At 69.4% G+C, this 18,821-nt stretch carries 17 protein-coding genes; 6 read left to right on the top strand and 11 right to left on the bottom strand.

From position 1 onward, the window contains the following. The first annotated feature begins 16 nt into the window (after positions 1–16). Positions 17–1,090: a 4-hydroxyphenylpyruvate dioxygenase gene (gene hppD, locus TSO352_RS27335; protein ID WP_109110223.1), complete on the top strand. Its 1,074-nt coding sequence runs from the start codon at positions 17–19 to the stop codon at positions 1,088–1,090. Positions 1,091–1,150: 60 nt separating this feature from the next. On the opposite strand, the gene TSO352_RS27330 is transcribed toward hppD, so the two are convergent. The 4 genes from TSO352_RS27330 to TSO352_RS27315 all read right to left on the bottom strand — a co-directional run bounded on the left by TSO352_RS27330 (position 1,151) and on the right by TSO352_RS27315 (position 5,948). Beyond that, the gene (locus TSO352_RS27330) at positions 1,151–1,642 is read right to left on the bottom strand and encodes a GNAT family N-acetyltransferase (RefSeq protein WP_109110222.1); all 492 of its coding nucleotides are present in this window, start codon (positions 1,640–1,642) and stop codon (positions 1,151–1,153) included. Between the two features lie 78 nt (positions 1,643–1,720). Then, positions 1,721–3,487, bottom strand: a complete 1,767-nt coding sequence (locus tag TSO352_RS27325) for an ATP-binding protein (protein ID WP_109110221.1) — start codon at positions 3,485–3,487, stop codon at positions 1,721–1,723. 20 nt (positions 3,488–3,507) lie between these two features. After that, positions 3,508–4,002: a YfiR family protein gene (locus tag TSO352_RS27320; protein ID WP_109110220.1), complete on the bottom strand. Its 495-nt coding sequence runs from the start codon at positions 4,000–4,002 to the stop codon at positions 3,508–3,510. Between the two features lie 101 nt (positions 4,003–4,103). Further along, on the bottom strand, positions 4,104–5,948 hold the full coding sequence (locus tag TSO352_RS27315; RefSeq protein ID WP_158284636.1) for a TonB-dependent receptor: 1,845 nt from the start codon (positions 5,946–5,948) through the stop codon (positions 4,104–4,106). Between the two features lie 568 nt (positions 5,949–6,516). Here TSO352_RS27315 and TSO352_RS27310 point away from each other — a divergent pair. Beyond that, a complete protein-coding gene (locus TSO352_RS27310; RefSeq protein WP_109110218.1) occupies positions 6,517–8,199 on the top strand; it encodes a HAMP domain-containing methyl-accepting chemotaxis protein in 1,683 nt (560 codons plus the stop codon). 45 nt (positions 8,200–8,244) lie between these two features. On the opposite strand, the gene TSO352_RS27305 is transcribed toward TSO352_RS27310, so the two are convergent. From TSO352_RS27305 to TSO352_RS27295, 3 genes are all read right to left on the bottom strand, one after another. Beyond that, positions 8,245–10,431, bottom strand: a complete 2,187-nt coding sequence (locus tag TSO352_RS27305) for a mechanosensitive ion channel family protein (RefSeq protein WP_109110217.1) — start codon at positions 10,429–10,431, stop codon at positions 8,245–8,247. A gap of 116 nt (positions 10,432–10,547) precedes the next feature. Continuing rightward, on the bottom strand, positions 10,548–11,393 hold the full coding sequence (gene cysE, locus TSO352_RS27300) for a serine O-acetyltransferase (RefSeq protein WP_109110216.1): 846 nt from the start codon (positions 11,391–11,393) through the stop codon (positions 10,548–10,550). A 31-nt stretch (positions 11,394–11,424) separates the two neighbouring features. After that, positions 11,425–12,438, bottom strand: a complete 1,014-nt coding sequence (locus tag TSO352_RS27295; RefSeq protein WP_109110215.1) for a helix-turn-helix domain-containing protein — start codon at positions 12,436–12,438, stop codon at positions 11,425–11,427. A 163-nt stretch (positions 12,439–12,601) separates the two neighbouring features. Between TSO352_RS27295 and TSO352_RS27290 the strand changes: the two genes are divergently transcribed. From TSO352_RS27290 to TSO352_RS27275, 4 genes are all read left to right on the top strand, one after another. Continuing rightward, positions 12,602–13,831: a 4-hydroxybenzoate 3-monooxygenase gene (locus TSO352_RS27290; protein WP_109110214.1), complete on the top strand. Its 1,230-nt coding sequence runs from the start codon at positions 12,602–12,604 to the stop codon at positions 13,829–13,831. Positions 13,832–13,932: 101 nt separating this feature from the next. Next, positions 13,933–14,289, top strand: coding sequence for a Lin0512 family protein (locus TSO352_RS27285; protein WP_109110213.1), 357 nt, complete (start codon positions 13,933–13,935; stop codon positions 14,287–14,289). A 135-nt stretch (positions 14,290–14,424) separates the two neighbouring features. Beyond that, on the top strand, positions 14,425–14,835 hold the full coding sequence (locus TSO352_RS27280) for a DUF2000 domain-containing protein (protein ID WP_109110212.1): 411 nt from the start codon (positions 14,425–14,427) through the stop codon (positions 14,833–14,835). A 9-nt stretch (positions 14,836–14,844) separates the two neighbouring features. Beyond that, positions 14,845–15,435 carry a LysE family translocator gene (locus tag TSO352_RS27275; RefSeq protein WP_199231733.1) on the top strand — a complete coding sequence of 197 codons (591 nt, stop codon included), beginning with the start codon at positions 14,845–14,847 and terminating at the stop codon, positions 15,433–15,435. 31 nt (positions 15,436–15,466) lie between these two features. On the opposite strand, the gene TSO352_RS27270 is transcribed toward TSO352_RS27275, so the two are convergent. The 4 genes from TSO352_RS27270 to TSO352_RS27255 all read right to left on the bottom strand — a co-directional run bounded on the left by TSO352_RS27270 (position 15,467) and on the right by TSO352_RS27255 (position 18,798). After that, positions 15,467–16,285 carry an AraC family transcriptional regulator gene (locus tag TSO352_RS27270; protein WP_109110211.1) on the bottom strand — a complete coding sequence of 273 codons (819 nt, stop codon included), beginning with the start codon at positions 16,283–16,285 and terminating at the stop codon, positions 15,467–15,469. 101 nt (positions 16,286–16,386) lie between these two features. After that, positions 16,387–16,785: a DUF6157 family protein gene (locus TSO352_RS27265; protein WP_109110210.1), complete on the bottom strand. Its 399-nt coding sequence runs from the start codon at positions 16,783–16,785 to the stop codon at positions 16,387–16,389. 137 nt (positions 16,786–16,922) lie between these two features. Next, entirely contained in the window at positions 16,923–17,516 is a 594-nt protein-coding gene (locus TSO352_RS33015) for a hypothetical protein (RefSeq protein WP_146210802.1), read from the bottom strand. 235 nt (positions 17,517–17,751) lie between these two features. Further along, entirely contained in the window at positions 17,752–18,798 is a 1,047-nt protein-coding gene (locus tag TSO352_RS27255) for an AraC family transcriptional regulator (protein ID WP_109110208.1), read from the bottom strand. Positions 18,799–18,821 lie beyond the last annotated feature (23 nt).

Raw genomic sequence — 18,821 nt, 5'->3', positions numbered from 1 at the left:
ACCCGGAGACGCGACCATGGCCGATATGTGGGAAAACCCGATGAAGACCGACGGGTTCGAGTTCATCGAATTCACGGCCCCGGACACGGCGGCGTTGGGGCGTCTGTTCGAACAGCTCGGCTTCACCGCCATCGCCCGCCACCGGTCCAAGGACGTGACGCTCTACCGCCAGGGCGACGTCAACTTCATCGTCAACGCCGAGCCGGCCGGTTTCCCGCGCAACTTCGCCGCCCTGCACGGCCCGTCGATCTGCGCCATCGCCTTCCGCGTTGCCGACGCCGCCTTCGCCTACCGCCGCGCGCTCGATCTCGGCGCCTGGGGGGTGGAGACCCGGATCGGCGCGATGGAGCTGAACATCCCGGCGATCAAGGGCATCGGTGATTCGCTGATCTATCTCGTCGACCGCTACGGCGACCATGGCAGCATCTACGACATCGATTTCGTGCCGCTGCCCGGCGTCGACCAGCACCCGAAGGGCGCCGGGCTGACCTACATCGACCATTTGACCCACAACGTCCACACCGGCCGGATGGAGGAGTGGGCGGACTTCTACACCCGCCTGTTCGGCTTCCGCGAGATCCGCTATTTCGACATCGAGGGCAAGCTGACCGGCCTGCGGTCGAAGGCGATGACCAGCCCCTGCGGCAAGATCCGCATCCCGATCAACGAGTCGGCCGACAGCAAGTCGCAGATCGTCGAGTATCTGCGCGACTACAAGGGCGAGGGCATCCAGCACGTCGCGCTGGGCACCGACGACATCGTCCGGACGGTGGAGACGATGCGCGGCCTCGGCACCCCGTTCCAGGACACGCCGGACACCTATTACGAGAAGGTCAACAGCCGGGTCCCCGGCCATGGCCAGGATCTGGAGCGCCTGCGCGCCAACCGCATCCTGCTCGACGGCGCGCCGACGGAGGGACAGGGGCTGCTGCTGCAGATCTTCACCCAGACCGTCATCGGCCCGATCTTCTTCGAGATCATCCAGCGCATCGGCAACGAAGGCTTCGGCGAAGGCAACTTCAAGGCGCTGTTCGAATCGATCGAACTCGACCAGATCCGCCGCGGCGTGCTGAGCGAAGACGCCGCCTGACCGGACGGCGTGCGGGACATCGGCTGGCGGTGAGTGCCGGAGCGCCGTGGCGACCGGCGCTCACCGCCGGTGCATCTCGCTGACCTGCCAGGCAAAGCCGTTCCACGGGCTGAGCAGCTTCAGACCCGTATGGACAAATCCATGCCGCGCGTACCAGCGCTGGGCGCGCACATTCCTGGTGCCGACCCACAGGCGGCACGCGGCATGACGGCCGTCGATCGCCGTGATGGCCTGCCTCAACAGGACCGACCCGATGCCGGCCGACCGTGCATCCGGCGCCACGAACATCAGGTCGATTTCGAAGAGGCCGGGACGGACAGGGTAGCTGGCGCAAACGCCGAGCGGTGCCGCAGGCGTTCCAGCCATCCAAGCCCGGTAGCCGGGCAAAGCCATCCGGTCGGCGAACCACAGGTCGATGCTCCGCGTCGTATCGCGCCTCATGTGCCGGGCCGGCACCATCGGCGGGTAGGCGTCGATCCAACTGCGCTGCATCATCGCCGCCACACGGTAGCGATCCCTGCGGGTGACGGGCCTGATCGTGGTCGTCGCCATTCCACGTCTCTCTCAGGTTGTTTCTGTCTTCGTGGCGTGTCACCGGCGAACGCGAACGGAGCCCTTCGAAAAGCGGGATCAGCCCGCGTGCTGCTCTTCCGCCGCCGGCGCCGTCCCGTCCTCCGACAGGGCGGCCTCCAGCGTTTCGACCAGGGCGGCCACGCGGTAGGGCTTGGGCAGCACCCGGACGCCGTCGAGCCGGGCGATGTCCTCGCTGTAGCCGGTGGTCAGCACCACCGGCAGCCCCGGCCGCAGCCGCCGCGCCGCCTGGGCCAGATCGATGCCGTTCATCTCGCCCGGCATCACCACGTCGCTGAACAGGATGTCGATCCTGGTGTGACCGCCGGTCAGCAGCGCCAGCGCCTCGTCGGCGTTGGTGGCGCGCAGCACCGCGTAGCCGACCTCGTCCAGGGCGGCGGCGACCATGCTGCCGACCACCGGGTCGTCCTCCACCAGAAGCAGCCGCCGCCCGGCGGCCCCATGGGAGGCGGTCGCCCGGTCCGCCGCGACGGCCGCCACCGGCTTGGTCGTGCGCGGCAGGAGGATCGACACCGCGGTGCCGCGGCCGGGGGCGCTGTCGATCTCCACCCGTCCGGCCGACTGGCGGGTGAAGCCATAGACCTGGGCCAGCCCGAGGCCGGAGCCCTTGCCGACCTCCTTGGTGGTGAAGAAGGGCTCGAACACGCGGACCTTCACCTCGGGCGCCATGCCGGTGCCGGTGTCGGCCACCGTCACCTCCACCAGATCGGTGCTGTCCGGCCCCTCCGCCGGCCGGTTGCGGGCGGTGATGCGCAGCGTCCCGCCGTCGGGCATGGCGTCGCGGGCGTTGACCGCCAGATTGAGGATCGCCAGCTCGAACTGGGTCGGGTCGGCCTCCACCGGCCACAGGCCGGGCTCCAGCCCGGTGTCCAGCCGGATGTCGGCGCGGATGGCGCGGGTCAGCAGGTCGGCCATGCCGAGCAGCCGGTCGCGCACGTCCATCGGCTCCGGCCGCAGGGTCTGGCGCCGGGCGAAGGCCATCAACTGCTGGATCAGCTTGGCGCCGCGGTCGATCGCCTGCTGCCCGGTCTCCAGCAGCGGCTGCACCGACGGTTCCTTGGCGCGGCGGCCGATCAGCTGCAGGCAGCCGGACAGCGCCTGGAGCAGGTTGTTGAAATCATGGGCGATGCCGCCGGTCAACTGGCCCATCGCCTCCATCTTCTGGCTCTGGCGCAGCGCCGCCTCGACCCGTTCGCGCTCGGCGATCTCGGCGTTCAGCGCGTCGTTGGCGACGGACAGGTCGCGCGCCCGCTCGGCCAGATCGCGGTTGGTCCGCGCCAGTTCGGCCTGGGCGGCGCCCAGCACCAGCACGATCAGCACCGCCATCGCCACCAGCAGCGCCATGCCGCCATAGCGTTCGGCGCGGCGGGCGAAGGGTTCCATCTGGGTGCGCAGCGACACGGTGCCGATGGTCTGGCCGTCCTGGACCACCGGCACGGTCACGGTCAGGTGGTCGTCGTCGAACCAGCGGCCCGGCTGCCCGACCAGGGCCAGCGGCGCCGAACCGGCCGCGGTGTAGGCGGCGAACAGGGCGCCGGCCGTGTCGTAGACCCCGGCGGCCTCGAAATCGGGGTTGACGGCCAGCGCCGCCACATACTCGCGCGCGGCGGCGTGGTCGTTGAAGCTCAGCGCCGCGGTGACCGTCGCCGCCAGGATGCGGGCCTGCACCTCGACCTCGCCGGCCCTCTGCGCCCGGTGGGCGCGCTCGCTGCCGAACGCCATCAGGCCGCCGGCCAGCAGCAGGACGGCCACCGCCAGGACGGTCAGGCGCGGCGCGTGCCGCCACAGTCGGGTCAGATCGGCCATGCTTTGCTCCCGCCCCCCGGTCATCGCCGCACCGCGACGGCAAGGCTCATCAGCTTGGAGCTGATGGTCAGATGATTGTCCTGCGCCGCCGCCGCGTCGATGATGAAGCGGACGCGGTCGTCGCGCAGGACGAAGGTGACGACGGCGCCCGCACCCGTATCAACAGCCGAATCGCCATCTGTGACGGTCAGCACCGGCGCACCGCGCAAACGGCCGGGCGACGACCGGCTGTAGAGCAGATGGCAGCCCGACCCCGCCTCGAAGCGCGGCGCGCGCCACAGCGTGATCGGCCGGCCGGCGGCGCTCTGCCCGGCGACGGCGCGGTCCAGCAACTCGCCGAACGGGTCCGGGCCTTCCACGCACAGGACGAAGGGGCTGGACGGGTCGGGAAAGGCGCTGTCGGGCCAGGAGACGAAGGCGATGAACTTGTAGAGGAACGTCGCCTTGACCGCCGCCTCCAGCGTCTCGGCCGCCACCGCCGGCGAGGCGGCCGTTCCCGCCAGCGTCAGGGCCATCGCCAGGGCCAGCAGCCCGCCGGCCAGGGCCGCCGATCGGGAGCGCCTGTCGGGGGATCGGGCAGGGGATCGGGCTGGGAGGCGAGGCTGGCGGTCCACGCTCAGAACCCCACCCGCAGCCGGGTGTAGATGGTGCGCCCGATGCCGCGCGGCGGATTGTTCGACGGGTCGTAGCCCTCCAGATGGCGGGCGTGCAGCAGGTTCCGGCCGAACAGCGCCAGCTCGACCGACGGGGTGACGTGCCAGCCGACATGCAGGTCGGCTTCGGTGTAGGCGGGCACGTTCGACGCGGCGACCCGCCCGACCCGGCGCAGCGTGGCGTCGAACTCGACCTCCGGGGTCAGGGTCATCTGCGAGCGGAGCTGGAGCTGGTAGGCCGGATCCTGGCCCGCCGCCTGGAAGTTGGACAGGTCGCTGGCGCCCGGCTTCAGCCGCAGGTTCTTGTGCAGCCAGTTGCCGCCGGCGTGCAGCGTCCACCAGTTGGTCAGGCTGTAGCGGGCCCAGGCCTCGACGCCGTAGGTCGTGCCCTCCATGTCGTTGCGCAGCATCAGCGGCAGGCCGCCGTTGGTCAGGTTGACGGTGCGCAGGTCGTCGTAGACGTTGTAGAAGCCCGACAGCGACAGGCTGCTGTTGGCGCTGGGCTGGCCGCGGTAGCCGAGTTCGTAGGCGGTCAGCCGCTCCGACCGGAACTCCGGCGCCGGGTCGAGGAGGCCGGGCGCCGACAACTCGCGGTCGACGCGCGACGGCGTGCGGACCGAGCGGCTGACCGCCGTCCACAGCAGATGCCCGTCGGCGACCCGCCACGCCAGCCGCAGGTTGGGCAGCAGGTCCAGGCCGGAATAGCTGTTGTATTCGGCCTTCATGCCCAGCGTCAGCTTCAGGCCGGGGCTCAGCGCGATCTCGTCCTGGGCGAACAGGCTGCCCAGGGAGATCGTCGCCTGCTCGTCGGGAAAGCGGAAGTTCACCAGCGACCGGAAGGCGGAGCGCCACAGCCGGTACTGGGCGCCCCAGACGACCTGATGCCGGTCGCCGACCGTCAGGTTGTGCTGGGCCTGCAGGTCGAAGGTCTGCAGATCGTCGGTCGCCACCAGGTAATCGCGGTCCTGGCGGTCGTAATAGGCCTGGACCTGCAGCGAGGAGCCGGCGTCCAGCGTGCGCGTCCAGCGCCCCAGCAGGTTCCCGCCCCGCAGCGTGGTGTCGAGCCAGTCGGTGTGGTTGCGGTAGAGATCGCCCTGGAGCGTGTAGCGGTCGGCCCCGCCGTTGCCGGCGCCGTCGAACCGGAATCCGGCCTGCGAGCCGCCGAAGTCGTCGGTCGTCCGGTCGTCCGGCGCGAGCGCGTGGCTGCTGCCGCGGTCGAAGCCGGTGATGTAGCCGCGCAGCGCCGTGTCGCCGACGCGGGTGCCGTAGCGCAGCGTGCCGGTGCGCTCGCGCGTGCCGTAGCCGAGTTCGACCAGTCCGCCCTGCGTCGCCCCGGCCGGCCGGGTGATGACGTTGACGACGCCGTTGACCGCGTTGGCGCCCCACAGCGTGCCGCCGGGGCCGCTGACCACCTCGATCCGCTCGACGTCGGCCAGCGGGACGTTGACCGCCTCCCAGAAGACGGTGGAGGCGACCGGCGAATAGACGCTGCGCCCGTCGACCAGCACCAGCAGCTTGTTCGCCGCCTCCGGCGAGTTGAAGCCGCGCGCGCTGACGCTGTAGCCGGCGCTGTTGAGCCGCGCGACCTCCAGGTTCGGCGCCAGCCGCAGCGCCTCGGGCAGGCTGGTGGCGCCGGACCGCCGGATGTCCTCGGCGGTGATGACGTAGACCGCGGCGGCGGCGTCGCTCAGCGGTTCCGGCCGCTTGGAGATGGACGTGACCTTGACCGAGCCGAGTTCCTCGATCGACAGCGTCGACAGATCCTCGACCGTCTGCGCCGCCCCGGGCACCGTGCCCGCCACGAGCACGGACAGCGCGGCCCCGATGGTCCGGGAGGTTCCGCGCCGTCGGCCAAGGGCTGGACCGTGCGCCGTGTGGCGAGGTGGGTCTGGGGGATGGCCTGGACCCGGCATCGGATGGCTGCTCGTTCGAATGGTTGAGTGTCGTTACGAACGAGTTTTATAGCAGCCTTCTTCGGGCGCTCTCTTTAGGCGGAAGGGCCGGGGGTGGAGGTAGGGCTTTCGACCGAGAGCGCGGCAGTGATTTCCATAATACCCCTTATGTGTTTCTTGTGTGCCGCTGGGGCACAGTCTGCTCCGAAGGCAAAACCGTCAGGCCGAAGCGAAAGCCACCCGCCGTCTTCGGTACTGAACATGTCTGGGCAAGGTTTGATTTTTGCGCAGGAGATGGAGAATATTACCCGCAATTGTTCTCAATGAACGTCGGGAAGGATACAAACAAACACGCCAAAATTTCCAGATTTTAACCATTCTGTCTTTATTGGTTTAAAATCGTTAAATTACGGCACTTGCCAGGGGAGCCGATTAGCATACTATAATATGCATCTTGAACCTTGTGCTGCCTTGGGGGCGTTTGATGACTTTCCAGAATATCAAGATCATCAACAAAGTCCTGCTGGTGATCGGCCTGATGGCGGTGCTCGCCGTCGGCCTGACGGTCAATGCGCTTTCCCGGATGGGGGATCTGGACCGGCGCTATTCGAGCCTGCTGGATGTCGAAGCCGAGGCCGCCCTGTGGCTCGCGCGTTCCGGCTCGACCCTCAACGAAACCGGCCGGGTGATCTACACCCTGCTCGCCGAGCAGGACGACGCCCGCATGAGCAGGCTGGCCGAGACGCTCACCCAGCAGGAGAGGATGCTCAGCCAGCGCCTGGACGGCGTGGTCAAGGCCAAACCGGTCTTGACGGCCGACATCCAGAACGCGCGCCGCGCCGCAGACGCCCTGGTCGCCACCGCGCACGAGGCCGAGCGTCTGGCCCTGGCCCATGACCATCAGAGCGCCCGAACATTGATGCGGGAGCGCTTCGATCCGGCGCTCAGCGATCTCATCATCAAGGTCCGCGGCCTGATCGAACAGAACGACAACGAAATGAAGGCCGCCTCCAACGCGGTGACGGAAAGTTATTTGTCGGCCCGTCTCTGGACGCTGGTTGCGGCCACGCTCGGGATCACCGTCTGCATCGGGCTGGCGGTCCTGCTGACCCGCCGCACCATCACCGGCCCGATCGAGCGGCTGACGGAAACCATGCGTACCCTGGCGGGCGGCGCGCTGGACATCTCCGTCGACGGCCAGAGCCGGGGCGACGAGATCGGCGGCATGGCCAGGGCGCTTCAGGTCTTCAAGGACAACGCCGTCGAGCGCGTCCGCCTCGAAGCCGAACAGGTGGCCGAGCGGGCCGCCAAGGAGCGGCGCACGGCCGAGGTCGAGCGTCTGTTGCAGGGCTTCGACCGGGCGGTGTCCAGCACCCTGAACGGCGTGGCGTCGGCCTCCACCGAACTCAGCAGGACCGCGGAAGGCATGGCGACGCTGGCCGAGCAGACCAACCGGCAGGCCGGCGCCACCGCCGCCGCCGCCGAGCAGACGTCGGCCAACGTGCAGACCGTCGCCGCGGCGACGGAGGAAATGGCGGCCTCCATCCAGGAAATCAGCCGTCAGGTGACGCGTTCCAGCGAGATCGCGTCGAAGGCCGTGGGCCAAGCCCACGAGACCACCGGTTCGGTGCGCAGTCTGGCCGAGGCCGCCGGACGCATCAGCGACGTGGTCAAGCTGATCCAGGACATCGCCAGCCAGACCAACCTGCTGGCGCTGAACGCCACCATCGAGGCGGCCCGCGCCGGCGAGGCGGGGAAAGGCTTCGCGGTGGTCGCCTCGGAGGTGAAGGCCCTGGCCAACCAGACCGGCAAGGCGACCGAGGAGATCGCGTCGCAGATCGCCGCCGTGCAGGCCGCCACCCAGGGCACGGTCACCGCCATCGAGGGGATCGGCGGCACGATCAACACGATCAACGAGATCGCCTCGACCATCGCGGCCGCCATCGAGGAGCAGAACGCCACGACCGGCGAGATCACGCGCAACGTCCAGCAGGCGGCGCAGGGAACCGGCGAGGTCAGCGGCAACATCGTGCAGGTGAACCAGGCGGCGACCCAGACCGGCTCCGCGGCGTCCCAGGTTCTCGGGGCCTCCAACGACCTGTCGCGGCAGGCCGAAGGCCTGCGCCGGGAGGTCGAGAGCTTCCTCGCCAGCATCCGCGCCGCCTGATCCCGCTGCCGGGGGCGTCTTGCGGACGCCCCTGCCCGCTCCCCCTTAGGGGGGCGGCGGCGCGGCGGCGAGGTTCAAGCCGGCCTGGGCCGCCGCGCCCTCGCCGGCCTGGCTGCTGCCGGGATCGCCGGCGACCCGCACGGTCGGAACGGCGAAGCGGATGCCGTTCGCGTCGAACTGCGTCTTCAGCAGGGCATAGGCCTTGCGCCGGATGGTGAACTGCTCGCCGGGCTTGGTCATGATCTTCATGCGGATGGCGATGGCGAAATCGCCGAACTGCTCGACGCCCTGCATCTTCAGCGTTTCGAGGATGAAGTGCCCGTCCTCCGGATCCTCGAGCAAGATCTGTCCGACCTTCTTGACGATCTTCTTGGCCAGTTCGAGATCGGTGTCATAGGGGACGTTGATCGTCATCTTGTCGATCACCCAGTCGCGGCTCATGTTCTGCACCGCGCCGAGCGAGCCGAACGGGATGGTGTAGAGCGAGCCGCGGTGATGGCGCAGCTTGACCGAGCGCAGGCTGAAGGACTCCACCGTCCCGCGGTAATGGTCGCTCTGGATGTATTCCCCGATGTGGAACGCGTCGTCCAGCAGGTAGAAGATGCCGCTGATGATGTCCTTGACCAGGGTCTGGGCGCCGAAGCCGACGGCGACGCCGACCACGCCGGCGCCGGCGATGAGCGGGCCGGTGTCGATCCCCAGCTCCGACAGCACCATCAGCCCGGCGATCGCCAGCAGGGCGATGAACATGATGTTGCGCAGGATCGGCAGCAGGGTGCGCAGGCGGGCGTTGCGACGCGCCTCCTCCTCGCTGATCGCGCCGTCGCCGTGCCGGGCGTGCATCAGCCGGCCGTCGACCACCGCGCAGAACAACCCCCAGACCAGATCGGCCACCAGCACGATCAGGATGGCGTGGACCACCCCCCGCAGGAACCGGGTGATGTCGGCGTCCTGCCCGGACAGCGCCATCATGTCGATGTCCCACACCCTCGCCAGCAGCAGGGTGGCGCCGATGATCAGGACGGCGCGGGCGCCCCGCTCGACATAGACGATGGTGACGGTCGGCGTCGGGACCGCCGCGCCGTCGGGTGGGCTGAGCAGATGGATCGCCGCGCGGCGGACCAGGGCGATGGCGATGGGCAGGACCAGGGCGACCACGGCGATCCAGAAGGCTCCCGGAAAATGCGCGACCCACAGCCCCCACAGCCCGACCAGATACAGCGACAGCAGCCAGCGGCGGACACCCCCACCCTGATCGCGGCCCTGATCCCCGATTTCGGGCGCGGTCCCGGGCGCGGTGCGCACCCGGCTCCACACCGTGTTCAGGCCCAGCGCGAGCAGGCCGAGCCCCCAGCCGTAGCCGACCAGTTCGCGGCTGGCCGGCGGAAAGCCCAGGGTCTTGAGCAGTTGCAGGGTGACCCAGCCGAAGCTCCACCACGCCACGGCCAGCGGCACCCGGCGGTACCAGAACCAGGCGACCGGCGTCGGCATCGGGATGATGCGGAAACGCTCCGCCGCCGGGGCCAGCAGGAAGCGGCCGAGCACCATGCCGACGCGCGCGACGACGAAGACCATCAGGTAGCCGAGCACGATCTCCTTCAGGAAGACCGGCCAGTCGAAGATCAGGAAGGCGCCGATGCTGCCCAGGGCGAAGGCGGCGACGACCCCCAGGCCGAAGACGAAGCGCGCGCCGATGGCGCGCAGGCGCTGGCCGACGGTGTCGAGCGGATGCTCGACGACCCAGCGCCGGGCCGACTTGGTCGCCCACCAGAACAGCCACTCGGTGCCAAGGCCGAGCGTCAGGAAGCCGGCGACCAGCGCCAGGATGTTGAGCAGTCCGCGCTGCTCGAACTCGAACTTCAGGAGGGTCCAGGCGTTGGCCAGATCGTCCGGCACCATCGGCAGGGCGTCGGCGAGTGTTTCCAGATGCTGCCGGATCAGGGCGAGGCGCGTCGCGCCGCTCATCCAGAACGCATCCTCCAGGGAGCCGACCGTCGCCGTGGCCGCGGCAGGGACCGGCCCGGACGTCCGCTGGGCGTCGATCCAGACCCGCACCGCCGGGTCCGCCAGCAGGTCCAGAAGCTGGCGGACCTGCGCCGGCGGAGGGGCGGAGGGTGCCGACGATCCGGCCGGGCTCTGCGCCAGGGCCGCCGGCGCCAGCATCACGACCAGGGCCAGGATCGCGAGGGACCGCGCCGGCCACCCCATCGCACCGCGAATGACCGCTCTCATCAGGTGCCACTCTCGCAAGCCGCGTCGATCCCGCCGTTCGGCTGCCGTCGTCACCGCTGGCTGGACCGTGTCGCCGCCATCATCGCCTTCCCCAGGCGATGTGCAAAGCGGAACCGTCAGATGCTGTAGTCGCCCTGCTGCAGGCTCTGGTCCATGGTCAGGGCCGGGGCCGGTTCGTCGCGGCACCAGCCGACGACCCGCGCCGGGACGCCGGCCACGGTGGCGCAGCCGGGGACGTCCTTCAGCACGACGCTGCCGGCGCCGACCTTGGCGTGGGCGCCAATGGTGATGTTGCCCAGCACCTTGGCGCCGGCCGACAGCAGGACGCCGTCGCGGACCTTCGGGTGGCGGTCGCCGTGCTCCTTGCCGGTGCCGCCCAGCGTGACGTTCTGCAGGATCGAGACGTCGTTGCCGATCACCGCGGTTTCGCCGATCACCACGCCGGTGCCATGGTCGATGAAGACGCCGCGACCGACCGGGACCGCCGGATGGATGTCGACGGCGAAGGCTTCCGACACCCGGCTCTGCAGGAAATGGGCGAGGTCGTGGCGGTCCTGCCGCCACAGCCAATGGGCGACGCGGTGCCATTGCAGGGCGTGGAAGCCCTTGAAATACAGGAAGGGCGTCAGGCAGCCGTCGGCCGCCGGGTCGCGCGCCAGGATGGCGGCGAGGTCGGCGGCGGCGGACAGGACGATGCCGGGGTCGGCGTCCATCGCGTTGCGGACCACCGCGGCCAGCCGCTCCTCCGGCATGCTGCGGTCGGCCAGCTTGCGCACCAGCAGGGCGGCGAGCGCCACGCCGAAGCCGTCGCGCGCCAGCAGCGCCTCGTCCAGGAAGGGGGCGAGCGCCGGCTCTTCCGCCGCGACGCGGGCGGCGTCGGCGCGCAGGCGGTCCCACAGCGGCTGCCATGGCGGCTGTTCAACCGGGTCCGGCCGGCGCACCGCAACGTCGAGCCTGTCCATCGCTCCGCTCCCTTCCGGCGTTTCAGGGATGCTACTGTGGTGAGGCGGCCCCACCCCGGTCAAGGTCATTGCCGTCAAGGCTGGGTCCCGCCCCCGGCTCTCCACGCCCCCGATCCTGCCGGCCCTGCTCCTGTCGAAACGCCAGCGGCGAGCGGCCCTCGCGCTTGGTGAAGAAGCGCGAGAAATAGGCGGGGTCCTCGAAGCCCAGGGCGTAGCCGATCTCCGCCATGCCGTGGCTGGTGTAGATCAGCGACCGCCGGGCCTCCAGCATCAGCCGGGCGTGGACCAGCTGCAGGGTCGACAGGCCGGTGACGCGGCGGCAGGCGGCGTTCAGCCGGCCGGGCGTCACCCCCAGTGCGTCGGCGTAGCGCTCCACCGGCCAATGTTCGCGGAACCGTTCGTCGATCATCGGCCGCAGCCGGGCGAGCAGCCGCACGTCGGGCGACGGCCCCTGCCCCGCCCGCCCGGACTCCGCCAGCCGCCGCGCCGCCGCCAGCCGCGCCGCCAGCCGGGCGGCGGCGACCAGCATCAGCGTGACGTGGGCGGCGATGGCGCTGGCGCGGCCGACATGGTGGGCGCGGAACTCCCGCCTGATGTCGGCGAAGGCGGCGGTCAGCGCCACCGCCTCCGCCGATCCCGCCTCCAGCTCGTGGGCCAGCGGCAGGGCGAGCGCGGCGCGCAGCTCCTCCTCGTGCGCGGCGGCCAGCACGCCGGCCAGGAACCCCTCCGACATGGTCAGGACGAAGCCGTCGGTGCCGGGATCGAAGCGGAAGCCATGCACCACCTGCGCCGGCACCGCGACGAAGGCCGGGGCGCGGAACCAACCCTCCGTCCCGTCGGCGGTCAGCCGGCCGCCGCCGCCGGTGACCAGCAGCGCGTGGCTCAACCCATCGTGGCGGTGGGGCTGGACCTCCCAATTGTGCAAGCGCATCCGCTCCGGGATCGTCTCGACATGGACGAAGCGCAGCTCCGGCACCGCCGGCGGCTCGCCATAGAGCCAATAGCGGGGAATGGGTTCGGCGGCGCTGCTGATCGGGGCGGACATCGCACGGGCTCAAGGTCTGGAGAGATGAAAAGTACAAGACTATCGCCGGTTCGTCTATGTCCGGCGGGCCGGGCGGCGGACTACTCTCTTCAATAACGATTGATGTGCAAAACAATCAGCAAAACAGCACATCGCAGCCGATTCCGTGAGGAGGACAAGAGACATGCCGACCATCCACCAGACCGTCGCCGGCACGCCGGGCCGCCCCCCGGAGCGCACCCAGGTCGCGATCATCGGCGCCGGTCCGGCCGGCCTGTTCCTGGCCCATCTGCTGCACCGCCAGGGCATCGAGTCGGTGATCCTGGAAAGCCGCAGCCGGGCGGAGATCGAGGGCACCATCCGCGCCGGCGTGCTGGAGCAGTGGGTGGTCGACCTGATGAACGACATGGGGCTGGGCGGGCGCATGATGCGCGAGGGCCATTTCCATTCCGGCATCACCCTGCGCTTCGACCGCGAGAGCCACCACATCGACATGGCCGAGCTGACCGGCGGCAAGCGCGTCACCGTCTACGCCCAGCACGAGGTGATCCGCGACCTCGTCTCCGCCCGGCTGGAGGATGGCGGCACCATCCTGTTCGGCGTGTCGGACGTCCAGCTTCACGACCTCGACGGCACGGCGCCGCGCGTGCGCTTCCGCCGCGCGCCCGACGGACCGCTGGAGGAACTGCGCTGCGACCATGTCGCCGGCTGCGACGGCTTCCACGGGCCGAGCCGGCCGGCGATCCCGGCGGCCGACCGCACCGAATACCAGATCGTCTACCCGTTCGGCTGGCTCGGCATCCTGACCGAGGCGCCGCCGTCGCACCCCGAGTTGATCTACGCCAACCACGAGCGCGGCTTCGCCCTGCTCAGCACCCGCTCGCCGGAGGTGCAGCGGCTCTACCTCCAGGTCGATCCCAAGGACGACATCGCCAACTGGTCCGACGACCGCATCTGGGCGGAGCTGCACACCCGGCTGGAGGACAAGGACGGCTGGACGCTGAAGGAGGGGCCGATCTTCCAGAAGGGCATCATCGCCATGCGCAGCTTCGTCTGCGACCCGATGCAGCACGGCCGCCTGTTCATCGCCGGCGACGCCGCCCACATCGTGCCGCCGACCGGGGCCAAGGGGCTGAACCTGGCGGTCGCCGACGTGCTGGTGCTGTCGCGGGCGCTGACCGCCTTCTACAAGTCCGGCACGACCGAGGGGCTGAACCGCTACAGCGCCACCTGCCTGCGCCGCATCTGGAAGGCGGAGCGCTTCTCCTGGTACATGACCACCATGCTGCACCGCAACCCGCACGAGACGCCGTTCGAGCAGCGCGTCCATCTGGCCGACCTGGACTATGTCGTCCATTCCCGCGCCGCGATGACCGCGCTGGCCGAGAATTACGTCGGCCTGCCGATGGAGTGAGCGTCTTCCACGCAACGGAAACCCCCCGTCCGGCCGCTGGCCCGGTGAGCCGCGAGGCGTCATGCTGGGAGCCGACCAACGGCCAGACAGGGGACGATGCGATGAATCGGGTGATGTTCGTGGAACTCGGCATGGGGGTGGACCTGCATGGGCAGGACGTCACCAAGGCCGCCGTGCGCGCCGTGCGCAACGCCATCGAGCGCAACTCGATGCCCGGCATGCGGGGGCTGGTCGACGGCGACACCAGCCGGATGCAGGTCCGCGTCCATCTGGCCGTGCCGGCCGACGCCGACCAGCTCGACCATGAGGCGGTGAAGGCGGTCTTCCCCTACGGTGCCGTCACCATCCATGTGACCGGCGGCGGCATGCTGGCCCCCAGCGGCATCTTCCTGGCCGACAAGAACGACCGCAGCGAGCAGATCTATGTGGTGAACGCCGCGGTGGAGGTGGGCATCTGATCCTTCCGGGTCCCCTGCCCCGCCCCTGCCCCGGCCTGTTCCGGGCCGAGGGTGATTTCCTTCAATACCGGGCGCCGCCCGATCCGCGACAGTCCGCCGGCTTGACACCAAACCCACAGCAGAGGGAAGCCGGACGTGACACGCTGCGCCTTCATCATCGACCGGGACCTGCCGCCGGGGCTGATCGCCAACACCGCCGCCGCGCTGTCGATGACGCTCGGAAAACTGCGGCCCGGGCTGGTGGGCGACGATCTGCGGGATGCCGACGGCGTGGAGCATCCCGGGATCACCACCATCGTGATGCCGATCCTGGTGTCGGACGCCGAGGGGCTGAAGGGCCTGCGCCAGCGGGCGGCGGAGCATGAACCCGCCGGGCTGGGCGTGATCGGCATGACCGACGTCGCCCAGCGCGCCAAGAGCTACGACGCCTACCGCGACCGGCTCGCCGCCACGCCGCAGGAGGCGCTGCGCTATCTCGGCCTGTGCCTGCACGGGCCGGCGGCGCTGGTGCGTTCGCTGACCGGCGCCCTGCCGCTGCTGAAATAGGGCCGGGCGATGATGACGCTGTATCTGTCGATGGCCGGCTTCGCGCTGGCCGCCTCGATCTCGCCGGGTCCGGTCAATGTCGTGGCCCTGACCAGCGGCGTGCATCACGGGCTGCGCGCCAGTCTGCGCCACGTCGTCGGGGCGACCGTCGGTTTCACCCTGCTGCTGGTGCTGGCGGGGTTGGGGTTGGCCGGGCTTCTGCACGGCTGGCCGCCGGCCGGAGCCGTCATCCGCTTGGCCGGCGTGGCCTTCCTGCTTTGGATGGCCTGGCGGCTGTGGAGCGCCGATGGACGGATCGCCACCGACGCGCCGGTCCGGTCGCCGTCGGCGATCAACGGGGCCGCCATGCAATGGCTCAACCCCAAGGCCTGGATCGCGGCGCTGGCCGGTGTCGGAGCCTATACCGGCGACGACCCTGGACGGCTCTGGCCGTTTGCGGCGCTCTATTTCGTGATCTGCTGCCTGTCCATCGCCGCCTGGGCCTATGCCGGCTCCCGCCTCCGCCACCTCCTGGCCGACCGGCGGCGGATGCGCCGGTTCAACCGGGCGATGGCGGCCGTCCTGGTGGCGAGCGCCGCCAACATCGGGCTGGCGGCCTGACGGTCACCCCCGCACCGTCACCCCCGCGCCCTCACCCCCGCGCTGTCGTGTATTGGCCGGGGGTGGCGGCGACGTGCCGTTTGAAGGCGCGCTGGAAATGGGCCTGGTCGGCGAAGCCGGCGTCCAGCGCCACCTCGACGATGGGACGGCCCCGCCGCAGTTCGCGCTGTCCGAACTGGACGCGGCGGTTGATCTGGTAGGCGTGCGGCGTCAACCCGTAGCGCGCCTTGAACGCCCGCACCAGATAGGAGGGCGACAGACCCGCCTCCGCCGCGATGTCGGCCAGCCGCAGGGGCTGGGTGCAATGGGCGGAGATGAAATCGGCCGCGCGGGTCAGCGCCGCGTGCGCGTCCCCGGCGGCCTTGTCGCCCTCCACCGCCCCCAGCGCCTCGCGCAGCCCGGCGAAAAAGGCGATGGCCGCGTCCTCCTTCGCGGTCGTGGCGACGGTCCCATCAAGCAGCCGGTCGAACAACGCGGCCAGACGCCGGCCCAGCGCCGGATTCCGGCTGAGCGGCGGGGCGTAGGGCCGGAACACCGGTTCGCCCTGCACGGCGGCCAGCCACGCGGCGTCGGCGTACAGCATCCGGTAGGACCAGGGGCGGCCGTCCAGCGGGTTGCAGGCGTGCGCCTCCTCCGGGTTCATCAGGACGGTGGTGCCGGCCGAAATCATGTGGCGGTCCCCGCCGATGCGGAACTCGCTGCACCCGCCGGTCACCAGCCCGATGGCGAAGCTCGGATGACTGTGCCAGCCGTAACAGACCTGCCGCCCGCCTTCGATCGCCCGCGCCTCCAGGTGCGGAAGGGCGGATTCCCGCCAGAAGCGGTGAGCATCCCTGCAAACACGTGCCATTGCCCGTCGTCACTCCTGCCCGATCGCCCGTGGCGACGATCCTACGACAGGACGGCGGCGGCCGCCATCGGTCCGCCCATCGCTGCACCGGGAGTGTGGCGTCAACCGCGCCGGCTGCGCATGCCGGGGACGATGGTCAGGTCCGGACGCTCGCACAGCGCGCAATAGGCGTCGGTTTCGACGCCATAGGCCGCGACCTTGCCAGCGTCGTCGTGGTGGAGGCCCCAACCATGGCTCTTCACCAGCGGCGACGCCCGGAGGCAGGCTTGCGGCTTTGCAAAGAAGACGGCGCGCGCCTCAGCTCTCGCGTCCTGCGGGATCTGGTTGCGCAGCGCGTGGACCTCGAACAGCAGATCGTCGCTGGTGAAGGCGTAGGGCCGTTCCAGCAGCAGGGCCAGTTGCAGGCTCGCCACCGTTCCGGGCTTGGTGGGCGTCGTCCCCGCTTCCGCTCGGCTGTCGGCGGATACGATGATGAAGGTGTTGCGGTAATTCGTGCTCATCGTGGCAACTCCAGTGGGCCGAACCAGACGGATGTATCCTTGTATGTTGGCAAACCCAAGGTATTCCGCAGCCTGTGCCACACTGCATACACAATTGTCCGTCTAGGGCGCGCTGGAAAATTTCTGATGGCCCGCCGTTATGGGCGCGTTTTCTTGCCGGTGTCTTGGGCGATGAACGGCTTGTCCGAGCCTTTCTCCCAATCCGCCAAATATTCTGCCTTCTTCATATCCACGCTTTGCAGGTTTGCGCGCGCCCAATCATGCGAAGCGGGGGTGTTTTCCACCCAGGTGCAAGCCTTCAAATCGCCTTCCAACTCGGTCGAAGAGGCGGGAACCGGTTCCAGAGAAAAGCGGGCTTTCCACATTCCGAAACGTGGAGCAATGCGAGCGTAGTAAATTTGATCCGTCGCGAAATCCGCATCCATGAAATCGGCCGACTCGCCCACCACCATCAGACGACGCTTGCCCCCGGGGGTTTCGTAGGCAAGTTTTTTCCCAGCGGACACAATGCCAATAAATTCAGATTTGCCTGACGTTATGTCGTAGACTGACGATTGAATGGCACCGCCGAACATCGACGGGCGCATCAGGACAAGTGTTGCTGCGTTTTCAGCGGGTTTGACGGCCGCGACGGGTTCCGACGCATCCCGCATGTGGGGGCTGGCGCAGGCGCTGAGCAACAGCAGCGTGCCAATCGCCAGGAGCGACGCACGAAGTCTTTGCGATATCATTGTTTTTCCCCAGCATCATTTTTTGCCGGGTGATCGGTGCCGCATCGCCATGGCTGGCGGCAAGGCATCCCCCTCACCCTCGGTAGTAACACTAAATAGCGCAATCATATGCGAGACAACACGCAATTCTTGTGCGCCCAACGTTCAATCGCTCTGGTGAACCCAGCCAGGCGGATGCTGGCGCCAACCGGATGCGGCTGTTTGCAACGCGCAGCGATCCGCCGGACACGCACCGCTAACCGCGCATCCGCGCCGGCGATACCCCGAACCAGCGCCGGAAGGCGCGGCTGAAGGCGCTGACCTCCGAATAGCCCAGCAACACGCCGATGTCGGCGATGGGGACATGGCGCTGCCGGATGTAGAGGACGGCCAGCTCGCGCCGCACCTCCTCCACCACGTCGGAAAAGCTCAAGCACTCGTCGGCCAGCCGGCGCTGCAGGGTCCAGCGGGCGATGCCCAGGCGGTCGGCGATGTCCTCGACATAGGGTGCCCCCTCGGGCAGGCGGGCGCGGATCTCCGCCTTGACGCGGTCGAGCAGGGGCGGCGTGCCGGTGCCGCGGGCGATGTCGATCAGCGTGCCGCACAGGCCGGTCAGCCGGGCCATGTCGCCGCCGGGCATGCGGCGGTCCAGGTCGCGGTCGCGCAGCAGGATGGCGTTCGTGCGCTGGCCGAAATGGGCGGGGGCGTCGAACAGCGCCTCGTGCTGGCGCCAGCCTTCCGGCTTGGGGTGTTCGAAATGCACCTCCTCCGGCATCCAGCTTGGGCCGAGACAGGCGCGGACCACGTTGGCGAACATGCCCATGGTCAGCTCGGCGTCCTGCCGCCGCTCGACGATGCGGCCGTCGAGGATGCGGTATTCCAGCCGCAGCAGGTCGCCGTCGCGGACGAAGCGCGTCTCCGTCGCCTGCTGGTGGAACGGGAACAGCCGGGCCAGATGGTCGAGCGCCGACCCCAGCGTCGGCGCGGCGAGCGCGATCGAGCCGATCAGCCCCAGCATCTCCGGCTGGAACTGGCGGCCGAACAGCAGGCCGAAATTGTCGTTGCCGGTCTCCCCCGCCGCCACCTCCATCATGGCGACGTAGGCGCCGAGGTCGAGCGCCAGCGTCGGCTGGCCCAGCGCGCGCTCCTCCACCCCGACGCGGTGGAACACCCGGTCGGGGCAGCCGCCCTGGGCGGCGATGAAGCCCGACACGCCGGACGCCGCCGCGGCCAGGATGTTGTGTTGCACAGACTCTGTGCGGTGGTCGGAACTCTGCCCAAGATTCGGTCGGTGCGGCGTCATGACACAGCCCCTCGCAGCCGTTT

It is taken from the genome of Azospirillum sp. TSO35-2, from assembly GCF_003116095.1.
In the GTDB taxonomy this organism is placed as follows: domain Bacteria; phylum Pseudomonadota; class Alphaproteobacteria; order Azospirillales; family Azospirillaceae; genus Azospirillum.
This window is presented reverse-complemented; position numbering and strand designations above follow the sequence as displayed.

Excerpts from the sequence above, each read along its gene's own strand:
- TSO352_RS27325 (WP_109110221.1), bottom strand. The coding sequence starts at position 3,487 with ATGGCCGATCTGACCCGACTGTGGCGGCACGCGCCGCGCCTGACCGTC.
- hppD (WP_109110223.1), top strand. The coding sequence starts at position 17 with ATGGCCGATATGTGGGAAAACCCGATGAAGACCGACGGGTTCGAGTTC.
- TSO352_RS27275 (WP_199231733.1), top strand. The coding sequence starts at position 14,845 with ATGATGACGCTGTATCTGTCGATGGCCGGCTTCGCGCTGGCCGCCTCG.
- TSO352_RS27255 (WP_109110208.1), bottom strand. The coding sequence starts at position 18,798 with ATGACGCCGCACCGACCGAATCTTGGGCAGAGTTCCGACCACCGCACA.
- TSO352_RS27310 (WP_109110218.1), top strand. The coding sequence starts at position 6,517 with ATGACTTTCCAGAATATCAAGATCATCAACAAAGTCCTGCTGGTGATC.
- cysE (WP_109110216.1), bottom strand. The coding sequence starts at position 11,393 with ATGGACAGGCTCGACGTTGCGGTGCGCCGGCCGGACCCGGTTGAACAG.
- TSO352_RS27330 (WP_109110222.1), bottom strand. The coding sequence starts at position 1,642 with ATGGCGACGACCACGATCAGGCCCGTCACCCGCAGGGATCGCTACCGT.
- TSO352_RS27305 (WP_109110217.1), bottom strand. The coding sequence starts at position 10,431 with ATGAGAGCGGTCATTCGCGGTGCGATGGGGTGGCCGGCGCGGTCCCTC.
- TSO352_RS27320 (WP_109110220.1), bottom strand. The coding sequence starts at position 4,002 with ATGGCCCTGACGCTGGCGGGAACGGCCGCCTCGCCGGCGGTGGCGGCC.
- TSO352_RS27295 (WP_109110215.1), bottom strand. The coding sequence starts at position 12,438 with ATGTCCGCCCCGATCAGCAGCGCCGCCGAACCCATTCCCCGCTATTGG.
- TSO352_RS27290 (WP_109110214.1), top strand. The coding sequence starts at position 12,602 with ATGCCGACCATCCACCAGACCGTCGCCGGCACGCCGGGCCGCCCCCCG.
- TSO352_RS33015 (WP_146210802.1), bottom strand. The coding sequence starts at position 17,516 with ATGATATCGCAAAGACTTCGTGCGTCGCTCCTGGCGATTGGCACGCTG.
- TSO352_RS27270 (WP_109110211.1), bottom strand. The coding sequence starts at position 16,285 with ATGGCACGTGTTTGCAGGGATGCTCACCGCTTCTGGCGGGAATCCGCC.
- TSO352_RS27265 (WP_109110210.1), bottom strand. The coding sequence starts at position 16,785 with ATGAGCACGAATTACCGCAACACCTTCATCATCGTATCCGCCGACAGC.
- TSO352_RS27285 (WP_109110213.1), top strand. The coding sequence starts at position 13,933 with ATGAATCGGGTGATGTTCGTGGAACTCGGCATGGGGGTGGACCTGCAT.